The organism is Pseudoalteromonas sp. SR41-1 (assembly GCF_014164015.1).
Lineage (GTDB): Bacteria > Pseudomonadota > Gammaproteobacteria > Enterobacterales > Alteromonadaceae > Pseudoalteromonas > Pseudoalteromonas distincta.
In genome coordinates this window covers 161017-178260 of record NZ_JACJEK010000008.1, presented here as the reverse complement: position 1 = coordinate 178260, position 17244 = coordinate 161017, and the positions used below count along the sequence as shown (strand labels likewise).

The 17244-nt window shown below is 40.0% G+C and carries 14 protein-coding genes and 1 riboswitch; of the genes, 8 read left to right on the top strand and 6 right to left on the bottom strand.

Annotation, left to right across the window (positions count from 1 at the left end; genetic code table 11):
- Positions 1-56: 56 nt before the first annotated feature.
- A complete protein-coding gene (locus H5118_RS09175; protein WP_182748600.1) occupies positions 57-1037 on the top strand; it encodes a 2-hydroxyacid dehydrogenase in 981 nt (326 codons plus the stop codon).
- Positions 1038-1131: 94 nt separating this feature from the next.
- Here the strand turns inward: H5118_RS09175 and H5118_RS09170 are convergent, their stop codons facing one another.
- Positions 1132-2454, bottom strand: coding sequence for a sodium-dependent transporter (locus H5118_RS09170; protein WP_007581906.1), 1323 nt, complete (start codon positions 2452-2454; stop codon positions 1132-1134).
- 141 nt (positions 2455-2595) lie between these two features.
- On the opposite strand from H5118_RS09170, the gene H5118_RS09165 reads away from it, so the two are divergent.
- Positions 2596-3354, top strand: coding sequence for a 4'-phosphopantetheinyl transferase superfamily protein (locus H5118_RS09165; protein ID WP_182748598.1), 759 nt, complete (start codon positions 2596-2598; stop codon positions 3352-3354).
- Positions 3355-3400: 46 nt separating this feature from the next.
- On the opposite strand, the gene lysC is transcribed toward H5118_RS09165, so the two are convergent.
- Both lysC and nhaD read right to left on the bottom strand, forming a co-directional pair.
- Positions 3401-4792 carry a lysine-sensitive aspartokinase 3 gene (gene lysC / locus H5118_RS09160; RefSeq protein WP_182748596.1) on the bottom strand — a complete coding sequence of 464 codons (1392 nt, stop codon included), beginning with the start codon at positions 4790-4792 and terminating at the stop codon, positions 3401-3403.
- A gap of 75 nt (positions 4793-4867) precedes the next feature.
- A riboswitch (Lysine riboswitch) is annotated at positions 4868-5040 on the bottom strand.
- 101 nt (positions 5041-5141) lie between these two features.
- Positions 5142-6389, bottom strand: a complete 1248-nt coding sequence (gene nhaD, locus H5118_RS09155) for a sodium:proton antiporter NhaD (protein ID WP_101217585.1) — start codon at positions 6387-6389, stop codon at positions 5142-5144.
- 222 nt (positions 6390-6611) lie between these two features.
- Here nhaD and H5118_RS09150 point away from each other — a divergent pair, with 222 nt between their 5' ends.
- The 4 genes from H5118_RS09150 to H5118_RS09135 all read left to right on the top strand — a co-directional run bounded on the left by H5118_RS09150 (position 6612) and on the right by H5118_RS09135 (position 11869).
- Entirely contained in the window at positions 6612-7883 is a 1272-nt protein-coding gene (locus tag H5118_RS09150; protein WP_182748594.1) for a hypothetical protein, read from the top strand.
- A gap of 3 nt (positions 7884-7886) precedes the next feature.
- Positions 7887-8435, top strand: a complete 549-nt coding sequence (locus H5118_RS09145) for a condensin complex protein MksE (RefSeq protein ID WP_024605891.1) — start codon at positions 7887-7889, stop codon at positions 8433-8435.
- The gene (locus H5118_RS09140; protein WP_182748592.1) at positions 8432-11209 is read left to right on the top strand and encodes an ATPase; all 2778 of its coding nucleotides are present in this window, start codon (positions 8432-8434) and stop codon (positions 11207-11209) included. Before H5118_RS09145 ends, H5118_RS09140 begins: the two co-directional genes overlap by 4 nt.
- A gap of 108 nt (positions 11210-11317) precedes the next feature.
- Positions 11318-11869 carry a DUF4136 domain-containing protein gene (locus H5118_RS09135; RefSeq protein ID WP_182748591.1) on the top strand — a complete coding sequence of 184 codons (552 nt, stop codon included), beginning with the start codon at positions 11318-11320 and terminating at the stop codon, positions 11867-11869.
- 300 nt (positions 11870-12169) lie between these two features.
- Here H5118_RS09135 and H5118_RS09130 read toward each other — a convergent pair whose 3' ends face one another.
- On the bottom strand, positions 12170-12658 hold the full coding sequence (locus tag H5118_RS09130; RefSeq protein ID WP_182715797.1) for a peptide-methionine (S)-S-oxide reductase: 489 nt from the start codon (positions 12656-12658) through the stop codon (positions 12170-12172).
- 340 nt (positions 12659-12998) lie between these two features.
- Between H5118_RS09130 and H5118_RS09125 the strand changes: the two genes are divergently transcribed.
- Positions 12999-14849: a TonB-dependent siderophore receptor gene (locus H5118_RS09125; RefSeq protein ID WP_182748589.1), complete on the top strand. Its 1851-nt coding sequence runs from the start codon at positions 12999-13001 to the stop codon at positions 14847-14849.
- A gap of 108 nt (positions 14850-14957) precedes the next feature.
- On the opposite strand, the gene H5118_RS09120 is transcribed toward H5118_RS09125, so the two are convergent.
- Positions 14958-15428 carry a hypothetical protein gene (locus H5118_RS09120; protein WP_007581896.1) on the bottom strand — a complete coding sequence of 157 codons (471 nt, stop codon included), beginning with the start codon at positions 15426-15428 and terminating at the stop codon, positions 14958-14960.
- A 204-nt stretch (positions 15429-15632) separates the two neighbouring features.
- Complete coding sequence (locus tag H5118_RS09115) at positions 15633-15896, bottom strand: YkgJ family cysteine cluster protein (RefSeq protein ID WP_182748587.1); 264 nt, start codon at positions 15894-15896, stop codon at positions 15633-15635.
- A gap of 169 nt (positions 15897-16065) precedes the next feature.
- On the opposite strand from H5118_RS09115, the gene H5118_RS09110 reads away from it, so the two are divergent.
- Entirely contained in the window at positions 16066-17244 is a 1179-nt protein-coding gene (locus H5118_RS09110) for an efflux RND transporter periplasmic adaptor subunit (protein WP_182711580.1), read from the top strand.

The window sequence follows — 17244 nt, the reverse complement described above, 5'->3', positions numbered from 1 at the left end:
CAGGTTTATAAAGTAGTTTATTGTATTGATACTTATTAAGCGTCGAGGCTATTACCATGAATATTGCTTTTTTTAGTACTCAAAAGTACGAACTGCCTTTTTTTGAACAAAGTACACGCGATTACAGTAATATAAAAATAACGTATTTTGAGCAAGCCCTGAGCGAACAAACGGCTATTTTAGCAAGCGGGTTTGATGCCATATGCGTATTTGTTAACGACACTGTAAACGCCACTGTTATTGAACAACTGGCAAGCCAAGGCATAAATACTATTTTGCTACGTTGTGCAGGATTTAATAACGTTGATTTACCTGCAGCAAAAGCACATAAAATTAAAGTATTACGCGTACCAGCATACAGCCCAGAAGCAGTAGCCGAGCATTGTATTGCACTTATGCTCACGCTTAGCCGTAAAACCCATAAAGCGTATAACCGCGTACGCGAAGACAATTTTGATTTAAACGGATTACTAGGCTTTAACTTGCACAATAAAACCGTGGGTATTGTAGGTTGCGGTAAAATTGGCCTTGCGCTGTGCAGCATTTTAAATGGCTTTGGCGCTAAAGTATTAGTGTGCGACCCATACGCGCAACCTGGCAATTATACAATTACCGATATAGACACCTTACTTAGCCAAAGCGATGTGATTTCTTTACATTGCCCACTGAACGAGCAAACTCATCATTTAATAGATGATGAAGCATTTAGTAAAATGAAAACCGGCGTTATGCTCATTAACACTTCTCGCGGTGCATTGCTTGATAGTAACGCGTGTATTAGCGCGCTTAAAACTAAAAAGCTAGGTTACCTGGGACTCGACGTTTACGAGCAAGAATCGGAGCTTTTTTTTAAAAACCACAGCGACGAAATAAACCAAGACGATATATTCTCGCGCTTAGTGAGCTTTAAAAACGTATTAGTAACGGGGCATCAGGGATTTTTTACGCAAGAAGCACTTACCGAAATAGCAAACACAACCGTATTTAACGCGCTTGAAGTAAGTGAAGGTAGGCCTCTAACTAATGAGGTTTTATAAAGACCTAAGCTATACCTAGATAACAGGCACAAAAAAAGCGAATAAGGTGAGCCCTATTCGCTTTTTTTGTTTAAAAATTCACTTTAAATAGAGCTTAACCAAACGCAACGTTTGCAAATACCAAGGTCATTAATATTGGGCAAACAAAACGAATATACTGAGCAAACCAGTAATGTACGCCTGTTGTTGCTTGGTGTAATTTATTACCACGCTGCCACATCCAACCTACCGTAATAAAGTAAAACAAGCCCATAAGCGGCAATTGGTATTGAGTAAATAGCATAATAACTAAGCCAAATAACCAATCAAAATTTAGTATAATCGCGCTTGCACACACAAGTACAACGGCGCTTACCGCCCACGTTGCTTTGGTGCGGCTAACGTTATGGTTTTCGACTAAAAACGCTACCGGAATTTCAGTCGTCGATATAGTTGACGTAACCGATGCGATAGACATTAATACAAAAAACAATAAACCAACTAATAATCCAATTTCGCCCATGGTGCTAAATAGCTCAGGTAAAATAGCAAAAATTAGCTGCCCTTCGCCAATCAGTTTACCACCACTAAATACTTCAACACCGTTGTGCTGCGCCACATAAATAGCAGGAATAATAAGTAACCCAGCTAAAAAAGCAACGCCAGTATCAAGTAGTGCAACACCTGCTGTGAGCTTTGGTAAATTAGCATCTGGTTGTAAATACGAGCCGTAAATCATCATACAACCCACACCTAACGAGAGCGAAAAGAACGCTTGCCCCATTGCGGCAATAATTAAATTAGGGTCGAGTATTTGGCTAAAATCAGGGATTAAATACGCGGCAAAGCCTTCGCTTGCGCCATCGAGTGTTGCAATGTAGGCAATTAAACCAACAAGCAGCACAAGCAGAAGTGGCATCAAACGGCGCGACCAAGTTTCGATTCCCGATTTAACCCCTTTTAAAATAATACTGGCGGTTAAAATAAGCATAAGCGGCGTAAATACAAAATTACGCAGCACTGAGTCGCTATGTAAAAATTCGCTTGCGCCTGTAAACCCAAAAAAGGTTGTTATGGGTTCAATAGCGTACGAGAGCATCCACCCTGCCACTATTGAATAAAAACTTAGCATAACAACTGCGCCCGCAAGGCCTATGTAACCGGCTGCTGCACCTACTTTACGGCTAGTGTTTTGCCATGCATCACCCAATGCTTTTACAGGATTAGCTTGTGCTTTGTGACCTAAATAAAGTTCGGTATACAGCGCAGGTAGCGCAAGTAAAAATATAACAATAAAATAAACCAGTAAAAAAGCACCGCCGCCATGGTTGGCCGCTTGCGTAGGAAAACCCCAAATATTACCCAAACCCACTGCTGCGCCAGCAGCGGCTAAAACAAAACCAAGTCGGCTTTGAAACCCATCACGCACTTGTGCCATACATCTACAAATCTGTTATTATTTTGATTATTGTGAATTAAACCATATTTCATGCCAGCTGAGTAATAAAATTGTACCCAGCCTTTGTTAGTGGCGTTAACCGCTCACAATATCAGCGACTTCTTTTGCTTTAGGGCTTTTATGACTGAACACTATTTTAAAAACGCCTTGAGTATTACTTCAACTCAATTGGCAAATTTGTCTTTAGCGAGTAACAGCATTTTATTATTTAATGCTAAAACACTTGAGCTTAGTGACTTTAATTTGCCCGATTGCTTAAGCCCGTTTGAGTTAAACATTATAAACCGCCGTAAAAGCCCACAAGCTAAGCAAGAGTATTTAGCGACGCGGTTATTGTTAAAACACCTTATTAAAGTAGCGCAGCCGCAACATACGCACGTACCCCTTAATAAAATGAGTACCGAATTTGACGAAGCAAGCTCAAAGCTGCAAGTACATGTAAGTGGTGATGTTATTAATACCTGTATTTCGCACTCACATGGTTTGGTTGGGGCCGCGCTAAATTTTGATAAAAGTGAGTTTGGTTTTGATATTGAAAAAGTAAGCCTAAAGCGCCCGTTTGAAAAGCTCGCTAAGCATTTTTATCATAATGATGAAATTACACTTATCACCAAGCCCACTAATACCCAAGCCCAAGCAGATACGTTTTTTAGAATTTGGACACTAAAAGAGTCTCTTGCTAAAGCCACCAGCCGCCCTATTGCAAAGTTACTTAGCCCCAATGTGTTTGACGAATTAAATAGTGCAAAGCTGAGTGCTTGCAGTAATCGCGTTACTGTAGCTGATAGCAGTGACAGTAATGTTTGTTTTGATGTGAGTGTGGTGCATAAAAAAAGCACCGACTGGCGATGCTTTTTATTAAATGACTTTATTAATTAATTTTGTTAAGCAACCTTACTAGTTAATTTTCCTGAATAACCGTTATTTACGCAGCAAAATCGTTTTCTAATAAACGGCTATGAATAGACTGTACTACGTTATCTGACTCAGTTTGCTCTACTAAAAAGCACAGGTTGTGCTTACTAGCACCGTGACAAATTAATCGAATGTTAAAGTCTTTTAGTACACTCATTAAGTTCATTTCGTGTTGGCGTAATTGAATCTCAGAGCCAATAAGTGCCACCAATGTTAGGTTGTTTTCTACCGAAACATGGCAAAACTCTGCAAGCTTATCTAGGCATTTTTGATCAAGCTCTGGGCGCGAGGCGTTTTGCGCGTTATCAAGCGTTATAGCTACACTGATTTCTGATGTGGTTACCAAATCTACAGATATATTGTATTCACTTAATAGTGTAAATACGCGTGCTAAAAAGCCGCTTGCTAGTAGCATTTCTGGGCTTTTAAGCGTAAGCAATATTTGGTTTTTACGTTGCGTTACTGCGCGTATACCTGGTTGCTGCGATTTTTCGCGCTCAATCCATGTACCGCCACGCTCTGGCTCGCGGCTAGAACCTACAAACACGTTAATGTGGCTACGGCTCGCTGGTAAAATAGTTGCTGGGTGTAATACTTTTGCGCCAAAGGTTGCCATTTCAGCGGCTTCGTCAAAACTTAAGCGTGCAATAGGCGTCGCTTTTGCGCACAAACGCGGGTCGGTGCTAAAAATGCCCACTACGTCGGTCCAAATATGCACACTTTTAGCGTTAATCGCTTCAGCTAGTAATGCAGCGCTATAGTCAGAACCACCACGTCCTAGCGTTGTGGTGTGACCGTATTCGTCACTACCAATAAATCCCTGAGTTACAATTACTTGAACGTCTAATAACGGAATTAAATGCTCTTTAGCAGCTTGCGCTGTGGCTGAAACATTGGGCGTTGCTTTGCCAAATTGGCTGTCTGTTTTAAGCACCTTGCGCACATCAAAGCGATCGGCATTTAAACCCTGTAAACGAAGTACCTGTGCAAACAAATACGACGACAAACGCTCACCAAAGCTAAGTAGCTCGTCGTGTTGCTGAGCGGTTGTTAGTGGCTCTTGAGCCAATGTTTGAAATGCTTTTAGGGTTTCGTTAAAGCCAACAGCTAAATCGGCATCTAGCGATAATTCATCTAAAATAGTTTGTTGAATAGCAAGAACGCCATTTATGTGTTCTTGGCGCTCACTTGAAGTAATGCTTGATTTACACAGTGCAACTAAGTGATTAGTTACGCCGGCACTGGCGCTCACGGCAACAATACGTACGCTTTTATCTGCAACAATAATTTCGCTACAGCGACTCATCGCTTCAAAATTTGCAACACTTGTTCCGCCAAATTTGGCAACGATGTAATCTGATTTTGCGCCTGATACTGTTTGTGGCACTGATTGGGTAGTCATTTAGTCTCCTTTCGCGGTATCCAAACCGCAATAAAACAAGAAGAACTTGGCAAAGGAATGCTTGAAGATAAGTCCACTGCCAGAAGCTCTCCACCTATATTGGTGACAGTTTTGAGGATTCAGCCCCATAAACCGAAAAACAATGACGACGTACCATTATTTTCCTCGGCGAGTACTTCCCTCCTTAATGATCATCGGCTTTCGTCGCCTAACATTAAGTACCTAAGTATCGCACCTCTTCTGAATGCTTTATTAACCAGTGGCTAATAAAACAAAACCCCACTAAGTAGCGGGGCTTTGAAAGTTATCGTTTAGACGTCTAGCTGTCAAGCATTTAATAATTTATGAGTTAAATAAAACTGCCCATGTAATACGAGCCCGCATATCCAACCGTGTAACAAATTAATAAATGCAGCGATAAACGCAAGTAGCTCATAAAGGTAAGCGCTTTAACTTTACTCATGGCAATAATGCCCGCAGCCGAACCAATAATAAGCATTGAACCGCCCACACCCGTTGCATACGTAAATGACAACCAATGTTGTTGGCTCATTACTATATTGGCTTTTAATAATGCAGCGGTAAGCGGTACGTTATCGACCCCAGCTGATAATATGCCCATTAAGTAGTTTGCGTATTCTGGTGCCATTACCGTGTATAGGTCGGTAAATTTACTCAACATACCAATTTCTTTAAGTGCGCCAACAAGTAAAAGTACACCTACAAAAAACAATAATGTGTCGTATTCTATATCGCGAACAAAATCGATTATGTCTTTGTTTATGTCTTTTTTGCGCATTAAAAATTGCGCCACTAAAAACATCACTGATAAGCCAAACAAAAAGGTTAATAGAGGCGGTACGCTGTAAATTACACTCAACGTAAGTGTGCTCACTACGGTAGATAAAAATATAACAGCAATGGTTATGTCGGTTTTTTCAATGCGGGTTTTACCTGCACTAGCAAACTCAACACGCCCTTTCATACCGATAGACAGTAACGCGGCAAGCAGCATAACGCTTGCAAGTGCTGGCGCTATAAGTAGTAATAAATGAGCAATGGTTACTTTACCATCTAAAAATATCATTAGTGTGGTTACGTCACCTGTTATTAGCGATACCCCACCTGAGTTAACCCCAAACACAATAAGAGTGGCGTATTTAACGAGCTTTTTAGGTTCAAGTTTTAACGACATAACAACCGCAAGCGATATAAGCGTCGCTGTTACGTTATCTGAAATCGACGAAAACAAAAATGCAAAACCACCCACCAAAAACATGAGCTTTTTTTCGCTAATACTTTTTGGCATAACACGGTGCACAATATTTTCTATAAACCCCTTTGAATTTAAATACGCTACAAAGGTCATTGCAGCCATTAAAAATAGCCATAGCGAGGCAATTTCTAAAATATTTTCGTTTAAAAGATGTTGAATCGTATCGGGGCTTTGCCCGTGTAGGGGGTATATAAAAAGAAGAATCCAGCAAAGCGTACCAAAAAACAGCGTGGTTTTAGCTTTATTTACATGGATTATATCTTCTATAACGATCAGTAAAAATGCAATCGCTATCAGGGTTAGAATAATCGAGGAAACCATGGTAGTTAAACAACCTTTGATATAGTTTTAAAGAACACACAAATAACATTCCATTTCATGTGCCTATTTTCGGCGCGAATTTTAGCACTGCCTCTATGCAAAAACTATTATTAAATGGTCTTAAAAACGAATACTATATACAGACAAGGTTAATTAAAAATACGTAATAATGAGTCTTCTAAAAGAACTCAATAATAAAATACTAGGATGTTGTAACCCCTTATGATCCCAGCTAAAAAGCTGCTAAACACCATAACCGAACATTGGGGTGTATTAGAGCTATTATTTAAACGTTTTAAAATGGCTGACTTTAGCCTAAAAGACGTACAAAACGCGATTAAGCAAAAGCAGCCTACGTGGTCAAACGAACGCATTTATAAAGAAACAAATCGTTTGTTAAATCAAGATATTTTAATTCCACTGGCTAAATCCTCTCAGCTTGAAATAAATCGTGCTATTGCTGATTTTGCTACTTTTTTACTGCAAGAAGAGCATTTAGGTTTAGCGCAAGAAATTAGCGTATTAGTAGAGGACCTTGCTCGTTTAGGTAACCGCCTAGATAACGCTGGCGAAATAGAGGACTTTGACGATTTGCGCCGCTACAGCCGCATTATGGATGATCGGGTGCGTAAAATAATGAAGCTTTATACGCACAACGAAAACGCTATTTTAAACATTGTTGAACAAGCCAAATCAAATAATGCAGTGCAATCGCTGCAAAAGCGTTATAAAGCGGTAATAGAAGCCTTTGACGAATACATAGAGCCAATGCTTGAAATGGTTGATATTCGTGGTGAATTTCATGCGTGTTTTATCCTCATTGAAGAGCAAATAAGTAAGCAAATACTGCACATTGAGCGCTCAGGTAAAGCGTATAACGACAAACGTATGCTGGAGCAATTACGTACCCGTATACTCGAAATGCATTTAATGGGCCGAGAAAGCTTACGTAAAAGTGCCGATATGCTTATGCCGCTACGCGAAGAGTTACGTCGTAATAACTTAATTACTCGCCAAGCAGCCAAAGTACTTGGGCTTGTACGTAAAAATGGCGTAGACAATATGCTAAGTGCTGTGCAGCCACATTTTGTAAGCGACGCGCAGCGATATTCACTTGGTCAGCAACGCCATATTGTGGCTTACATGGCAAGCTTGGTTGAATTTGAACACGAAGAATACCAATTGCCTGACCAGCAAGACGTGCCTGCATTTGTTACGCCTAATATTCCTGACTACAACGATGTTAAAACCAGCTTTGCTAAGCGCTTTAATAAAAAACGCAAAAAGCCGCAGCCCTTGCTGCAATTTTTAGATGAAAGCTATCCAGATCTCGATGCCGACGAAATGCTATTTTTGTATCAAAAATTAGTCAGCGACAGCGATATTAAAATAATTCAAAGCGATGAAAAAGCCCGCGTAAAAATTGCCGGTCAGCACTTTTCTTTATATCCATTTAATTCAGAGCCTCAGCCAGATCCAAAGGCAGGTAAATAAACCATGACACACATAAACTTAGACGAGCTAACTCATCTACAAGCCATTAATAAAAAATTAGTAGCGGGTTATCACATTTGCGAGCAAGACAACGTAATGTGGCAAGAGCTTGACCAACACATAGAAGACTACACCGCCCTATTTACCGCTTTAGGTAACGATTTAAAACACGACAGCCGTGGCTTTTATTATTTTGGTAGCGACGAAAGTACGCCAAATATGGGCAAAATATCTCGCGCTATCGCGCTCACCATTTACATTTTAATTGAGCACTACGCCAATACGGGTAAAGACCCAATGCGCGCATTGTTTGACGACGTAAACGATTTAGAGCTTATGCAAACGCTGGTGCAAATTAACAAACATTTGTTTGATCAGCTTGAGATATTTTCGGGATCGGATTTGCGTAAAGACGTTTACCTGCGCATGGTGCGCTTAGGTTTAGCCCGTGAAGTAGAAGGCGGCTTTATGCTACAAGCGCCAATTCACCGCTACATAGATGCACTCATGGAAGTAAACGAAGAAACCTACATTACAGAGGACGAGGAATGAAAAATCTATACGGACTAAGCAAACTCGCCCTACTTAACACCGCAGGCTATGCAAAATGTGTGATCCCGCTTGATAAAAGCAGCTCTATTTGCGCGCCCAATAACACCGGTAAAAGCTCGGTTATTAACGCCCTGCAGTTTCCGCTTATTAACGATTTGCGCTTAACAGAATGGGACGGACACGATTTAGATGAAACCCGTAAGTTTTATTTTTCATCCGATCAGTCGTACATTTTACTAGAAGCTAACTTGCCTCATGGCTCGGTAGTAATTGGAGTTGCAGGACTTGGTAAAATTGCCGGTTACGCGCATCAGTACTTTTGTTATCAAGGAAAGCTTGATTTAGAGCAGTACACGCAAGGTAAAACTATTATTAAATTTACCAAGCTGTTCAACCATTTAAAATCGCTTAACTACAACCCTATTGAGCTTAAAGCACAAGAGTTAAACGCGCTACTTACTGGCGGCGCAACGCCTTTTGACGGCGACATTAACCTAAAAATGATCCCGCTTAATAATGTGCAAGACTCCTCTATTTATAAAGAAATATTTAGACGTATTCTTAACTTACATAAATTAGGTGCAAGCGACGTAAAACGCTTTATGCTACGCGTGTTTGAACGCCATATGTCGAACTCTAAGGTCGACTTTTATGAAGTATGGCGTCGCTCGTTTGATAAAGTAAACCGCTCAAAACGCGAATTAAAAGCCCTTGAGTCAATGCAAGAGCCAATAGCCGCGCTTGAGTCAATGCTTGAAAACCAAACCGTGCTTAAAGGTAAATTGGCGGCGTACGCCCCTAAAATTGACCAAGCACTGATTGATTTTGATACCTATCAAGAGTCGCAACTCTCTGAGCTTGTCATCGCGCTTGAAGATATAGAGCACGAAAAACACGAGTTTGAGCAAAAGCAAAGCCTATACGTACAGCAATCGCGCGATATAGAGCGCAGACAAACACAAATTGAGCAGTGGTTTTTAGATTACGATGCGCTTAAAAGTGAATTTGAACTGGTAAATAAAGCCACGCTTAAAACCAGCCTGACTCAGTTAAAGCAAGATTACGAGTCGCTTTCGCACTCTATAACCAGCGCACAAGGGCAAAGCCTACATACGCTTGACTACCGCATTAGCGAAACACAAAAACAAATTAAGAGCTTAAAACTGCAACTTAAAAACCTTGAGTTTAATTTGTTTACCCGTATGCGCGAAGACTTATCGTTAAAAGAAGTGGAAGAAATATCGCGCATTTTAAACCCCGACATTCTCTCGTTTGCGACCACCACCAATGGCGATATAACCATTGATGACGAAGATGCATTTGGTGAGTTTTTATCGCTATTAAGTGAAAACGTAAAAGGCGGCGTATTAACGCTACCAGGTGCGAGCATTAAACTTAAAAAGCTATCTCCTGTGCAAATGCAAAGCGGCGAAAACAAAGAGCAATTAACCGCTCAGCTAAGCGCACTTGAGCATTCACTTAAAGAGTTTAAGCAACAGCGCGATGTTGCTGCAAACGTTGCCGACAAACAAAAAGAAAAAGACGAATTATACGATGAGCTAATGAGCCTCGAGGGCGCCCTAAAACGCTTAGAGCAGTTTGAGGTAATGCAGCAGTCGGTTGAAGCGCAAGCCATGCTAAAAGAGCAGTTATTAGCTGAGCGCGAACAAGTTGACGACTACCTGCAAGATATTCAAAAAAATAGTGGCTCAATTGCCGATCGTCGCTCGTTAATTAAGTCGAAACAAGAGCAAATTAATCGCCAAACTGAGCGTCTGCGCCAAGTTAAAAGCGAGCGAATTGACCATACGCTTGATTTATACAGCGGCAAAGTAACTCCATACATGATTGATATTACAGTCGACTTTGATAACTTAAGCGACCTTGTTCATCACTTTAATAAAGACTGCCAAGAGCTGCGTAATTTTGACATAAACGTACGCAACACCTATTTGCATGTATATAACGCGGGTATTACTAAATTCGACAATGAAAACGACGAGTTTACTAAATACCAAAAACTAATAAGCGCCTTTCATAATATTGATAACGAACGCGATGCCGTTGAGCGCCAAGCACGCGTTGCGCTTACCGAAGTGGCCGCAACTATTAAAGGCTTGCGAGAAGATTTAGACCGCCTTCGCCGCGAAATGAATAGCTTTAATAAAGGCATAAGCCAGCACCGAATTTCAAACCTGCAAGCGTTTAAAATTAACGTCATACCGCGCAAAATGCTGGTTGATAGTATCGATACCATTATCAGTACGTCGCATCAGTTTGAGCAAGGTGACACGCTTGATTTACTTAGCCAAGAACCGTACAGCGAAAGTGCGGTAAACGAAGCAAAAGATCACTTAATTAAACTCGCCTCAGATAAAGCGGGCTTAACACTTACCGATTTATTTGATATTCGCTTTGAAGTGGTTAACCGCGCAGGTGAAACCGAACACTTTGAAAAAATAGATTCTGCGGGTTCAAACGGCACACGTATTACGATTAAGTTATTGTGTGGCATGTTGTTTATTCGTTATTTATTAAGTGACCAGGAACAAAACCTATACCGTATACCTATTTATATAGATGAAGCGGCTGATATCGATCCACAAAATCAAAAAGCAATTATAGAAACCGCACTAAGCTTTGGTTTTGTACCTATATTTGCCTCAGTTAAACCACAAATAAGTTGTGACTACATTGTGCCTATTCGCTCGGTAAAAGACGGTGCACAAAACTGGGTAGATGAAAAAGATTGGATTGAAGTTGAACACAATTAATTGGCCGTTAAGGCAAACCAACTAAACTAAAATATAGGACGTTTAAATAATACACATTTAAACGATGTGTGTTATTTTAAATTAATGCATTTTATTGGAGCAAACGTAATGAAAAATATGCTTATCGTTGCAGCGCTAGCACTACTTACAGCCTGTACACAAACCCCTGATTGGGATTACGATAAATCAGCCAACTTTAGTAATTTTAAAACATTTGCTTGGGTAGAAAACGCCAGCCTAACTAAAGACACAAATAACTACCAAATTAATGGCCTAATGGAAAAACGTGTTCGCACTGCCGTTAACGCAGAACTGAGCCAAACACTAGGTATGAGATTAGTTGATACAGCAAATGCTGATGTACTTGTTAACTATCATGCATCGGTAGATAAAGAGCTTGAAGTAGATACATTTAATGTAAACTACCGCCCGCATTGGGGTTATTGGGGTACTGGTTTTCAACGTGATACAACCGCGCGTGAATACGAAGTGGGCACACTGATTATTGATATTGTAGACCGTGAATCTAACCAGCTAGTATGGCGCGGCGCAAAAGAAGGCCGATTAAAGAAAAACCAATCGCCAGAACAACGTGAAGCATCAATTAATAAAACAGTGAGCGAAATATTAAGTAACTTCCCGCCGCAAAAGCAGCAGTAAGTTAAAATTAGCTATAAGTAAGTTTTAAAAAAGCTCACAGTTCGTGAGCTTTTTTGTGGGTGTGTATTTTTGGGACTTTTAAAATAAAGTAATTACGAGCTACGCCCGTCACGTAAGCAAGCTGCACGTCTACAAAAAAACACCGCGTCAAACCTTAACTGTAGGCGCTAAGCTTGCTTGCGCGAGAAGCGATAGCTTCTAATCACTTACCTTTACCTAACGCTATATTCAACCTTAAATTACGAGCTGCGCTCGTCACGTCAGCAAGCTGCACGTCTACAAAAAAACACCGTGTTAAATTTACGATTTATACTTATGCAGTAACTCAAGCGGTATATGGCAGTAATCATCAGGGTGATTAGTTAGTCGGTCTTGATGCTCAGGATCGCTTGGCACGTAGTTAGTTAGCAGCTCTACCCCTACCACAATTTTATCGGCATCACTGCGCTTGTTTATATAATTGCTTGCTGCATCTAAATGGCTTTGGTTTTTGCTATAAATGGCAGTGCGGTATTTAGGGCCTACGTCATCCCCTTGTTTATTAATACTGTATGGGTCAATAATTTCAAAAAAGTAATCATACAGCTTATTTAGGCTAACGACTTTTAAATCAAAAATGACCTTTACGCATTCGGCATAACCATCGTATTCGCCGTCAGTGGTTTTGCTTGTACCATTAGCTCGACCTGCTTCAGTACTTATTACGCCTGGTAAGTGCTTTAAAAACTCTTGTACGCCCCACAGGCAGCCACCAGCAAAGTAAATAGTATTTTGTTGTGTCGTATCCATTATAAATGTTACCTAATAAGTAATTATACCGATTGCATTAAAATAATGTTCTATTATAGCGCCAAGAAAATAGCGCAATAACAAGGCGAAAATTATGACATATAGTTGTTCTATATAAATAACTTTTAACGCAGTGAGTGCGCTATTTAATACGATAGAATGACCATGTTTTTAATAAAGCCGGTATTACGTAAATGGTTATCAAATGCAGTTATTAACAAATTAATGTACAATCGCGCACAAAATGACTGCTGTTACATTTAATTATTTTATCATGCTCAAATATAAGCTTTGAAATTAATTGTAACCGCAGCTACAAATAAAAAATGACGAGAAACACATGAATCGCACACCACACCTTATAATACCTGCAATATTATGCAGCGTTACTGCATTTGCTAATGCTAATACGCTATCTGATGAGTCGGCAATCGAGAAAATAACGGTTGAGGCCTCACCCACTGCAAATAAGTTGCCAGTAGGTACATTCGACTCGCCTATTTCTAATTTAGAATATGACCCCCGTGTTGACCTTCAATCGCGTAATATGGCTGAGGCGCAAGCTGATGTAACTATTCGTGGAGGGATTTTTGAAAACACCGGTTTTAGAGTAGGAAGCGTTACCCTGCTTGACCCGCAATCTGGGCATTATTTTGCTGAAATACCCATTGCACCGCAAATGCTAACCGGCCCAGATGTTTTAACCGGTGCCGATAACGCACTTTACGGTATGAATAGCTCTGTAGGTACAGTTTCGTTTGGTTGGAAACCGATTATTACTGGCGGTAGTGTATCCCTTGGTACTGGTACAAACGACTTTAATCTGCAAAGTATTCACGCTGCTAAAAACACACAACTTGATAGCTTAGCTAACTATACTCTGGGCTTTGAAGGTGAGTATTCTCATTCGCAAAGTGATGGCACCATTGATAATGGCGATCATGACTTTTCGCGCGCCTCAGCTCGCGTGCAATTAGCAAGCGAGCATAGCCAAACAGATTTGTTTTTTGGCTCACAAGATAAGTTTTTTGGCTGGCCTAACTTGTACACCCCTTTTGGCGTTAACGAAACTGAAGATTTAGAAACCCGTCTTTGGATGCTTAATCACAAGCAAAACTACGCTGATAACAGCAACTTTGAAGTATCTGCTTATTATCGTACCCATGACGATCACTATATTTACTCGCGCAAAAATCCTAGTGCATTTGAAGCTTTTCATAAAAGCGAAGTTAAATCGTTTGGACTTTCGGGTCGCCATGCACAAAGCGATGCACTGGCAATAAATTACTCTGCACAATTTATTGATGACTCGATTGAATCAACCACACTTGAAAACAACTTTACCTCACGAAAGTATTACAAGCTAAGTATATTGCCCCAATACACAATAGCGCAAAAAAACCAACAGCTTACCTTTCGTTTAGGCGCAGCCTATGACGATACAAATCGTGATGATGCTGAAGTATCAGCTATTGGTGACATAACCTTAAACACCCAAAATAGTGACGGCACAGCACAAACCCTTTACTTATCATACGCGCAAGCGAGTCAAGTTGCAGGCTACACAGCCATTGGCGGCAGCGACTCTGGCGGGTTATTTAGAAGTAACTACAACCTTGAGCGCGAAACCACATCAAACTTGGAGCTAGGTTTATTACTTGAAGAACAAAGCTGGCAGTTAAACTCGGCTATTTTTTATCGAAAAGATAATAACTTGACCGATTGGACCTTTAATTTTGATTCAACCTCAGCGCGCTTTGCAAACCCAGTAGATATTGATACTGCAGGGGTTGAATTTTTAGCGACTAAGCACTTTGATACAGCAAAGCTTATAGCAAGCTACACCTATTTACATAAATCAGAAAACTACGGCGCAGCCGATATTGATGCCAGCTTTTACGCGTTAAACTTTCCTGATCACCGTTTAACACTTGGCGCTGTGTACAACCCAACTGATATTTTAGAATTTAGAATAGATAACGAATGGCGTACACAACACAAAAATTCACTTAGAAACGGCAATGACAATGCGTTATTTACCCAGCTAACGCTTAAAATAACGCCGCCACAGTTGAGTAATTTATTTATCACCTTAGCGGCAGATAACTTATGGGATGAGTCGTTTGAAGAAATACCAGGTACACCAGGGCGCGGTGAGCAATATACGTTAAGCGCAACGTATAACTGGTAGAAATGAGCTATCACATTCAAAGGCCTGTTTATTTAAAACAGGTCTTTGAATAAATATTTAGCAAAGAATAAACGACATGCTAAATATTAAGAACTTTGATTACTCAGCTTATATTGAACCAGAACGACATTGTCTCTTTCTTAGCTCATTATCAATTTGTAAAGGGCGACTAAGCTCATCTGTAAGAACCTGCGAAACAACCGTACCGGTTTCAACTTCTTGTATCCAGATTGATATTTTATCCCCTTCCCTTTTTCTATTTAGCATGTAGCTTTTATCAGAATCTAAATTAACGTTAAAATTAACAAAAGCTTCTTTTTGACTATTTAAAACATCAGGGTTTGAAACACTCGCCTTTACCCATAAATCGTGCTCACCACTGATATACTGCTTTGGTTCAGCCCATTGTGTAGGTTTTTTGTTAAAGCACATCAAGTGGACATATTCAAGATCTACTCCCTGCTCTCTTTTAAAGTTTTCGAGTCTAAAATGGTCTTCTTTAATATCGGTTTTAATGGGTAAGTTTGAACAACCTAATAAAGTCACACCTAATGTAAATGCTGTAAGTAAATTTTTCATTTTTCTTTCCTTTTAAAAATTAAGATTGAACGAAATCACCTATAAATGAGATTTATAAAAAGTATCTTACAATTTCCTATATTAGCAACAAAATTAAATATGTCTAATATTTCACCATAGAATATATTAACGACTGCTTTTAATAACCTTGTGAAGATTTTTATTAATAATATATTGTAAATAGATGTGTATTAAAAATGAGGATTAAGTGACCTCTTCGAGCTCTGTAATAAGCGCTAGAGCTTGTGCATTTGTAGACCCGCATACATCAAGCGTGGCACTAAAATCGCTACATACTTTTGGTCGACTTTCATCACCAAATAACTTACATAAATTACCTTCGTCCAGCTGAATACAACGCTCTCCGGCTTTTTTACCATTTGGCATACCTGGAATAGGCGAACTAATACTTGGCGCAATACAACATGCGCCGCAGCCTAGCCTGCAATTCATCGATTCGGTTTTCATAATTTCCTCTGTATAAAAAACACTTACTTTAATTTCTTTTTAGGAACTTAATTAGTCACATAGTGAGTTGTAACACACACATGTAATGCTTTGTTACATCTTAAAACAGCTTGTAAACACTTTATTGCGTATTATTGCTCTGTCACCACCAATTATGAAGGAATGCCTTGTGGCTACTACAAAACAAATAATACTCCCAATCGCTGTTTTAGCAGGCGGTATTGCTTTAGCTTTCGCCTTTATGGCAATGAAAAAACCACCCGAAGAAAAGCCAGAGCAAGATTTACGTCCTTTAGTAGCAACACAACGCGTACTTTTAGATTCTATAACGCTCGATGTTAAATCGTACGGCATTGTTAAACCAAAATATCGTACCGAGCTAATAGCACAAGTTAGCGGGCAAGTTATTTCGGTATCAGATCAATTTGTAGAAGGCGCGTTTGTAAAGCAAGGCGATATTTTAGCACGAATTGATGCAAATGATTACGAGGCAGACTTTATTGAAGCGCAAGCGGGTTTAGCACAAGCAAGCTCAGCACTTGAAATAGAACGCGCACAAGCACATGTCGCTCAAGCTGAGTGGGAGCGCATTAAGTCAGACTCAAGCGACGCTATCGCATCAGAACTTTATTTACGAAAACCACAGCTGGCCGAAAAATTAGCGCGTTATCGCTCTGCTCAAGCAAGTGTTAAACGTGCTAGCCGCAATCTTGAGCGTACTTATATTAAAGCCCCTTATGATGCCATTATTAATGAGCGCACAATTAGCTTGGGTTCAGTAGTAAACCCAGGTAATAGTTTTGGCGCACTAAGTGCAACCTCAGTTGCAGAGGTACGTTTACCGGTTGCCGATCAAGAACTGCAATATTTAAAAAATGGCGGCGTAGGCTCAAATGTTACATTTAACGCAGAATACGCGGGTAAGCAAACAATGTGGCAAGCCAAAGTAATTCGCACCGAAGGTGTGGTTGATCAAACAAGCCGTATGAGCTACTTGGTTGCACAACTTGCAACACCTTATGGCGACAAAACACGCCCTCTTCGTTTTGGTTCGTACATTAACGCTACCATTGAAGGTCGCCCGCTTGATAACGCAATTATTGTTGCGCACCACTTAGTTAAAGATAATAAAATTGTAATTTTAAATGACGATTTAACATTGTCGTTTAAAACCCTCAATATTATACGCGAACAAAACGGCATGATTATAGCCAGCCAAGGGTTAAAGAATGGCGAGCAAATTGTTACCTCAGCGCTTGAATACCCAACTGAAGGTATGGCAGTAAAAATTGAAGATATTGCGCCTGATAAAACTGATGTAACTCAACTTGCGCTGAAAGAGGAATAA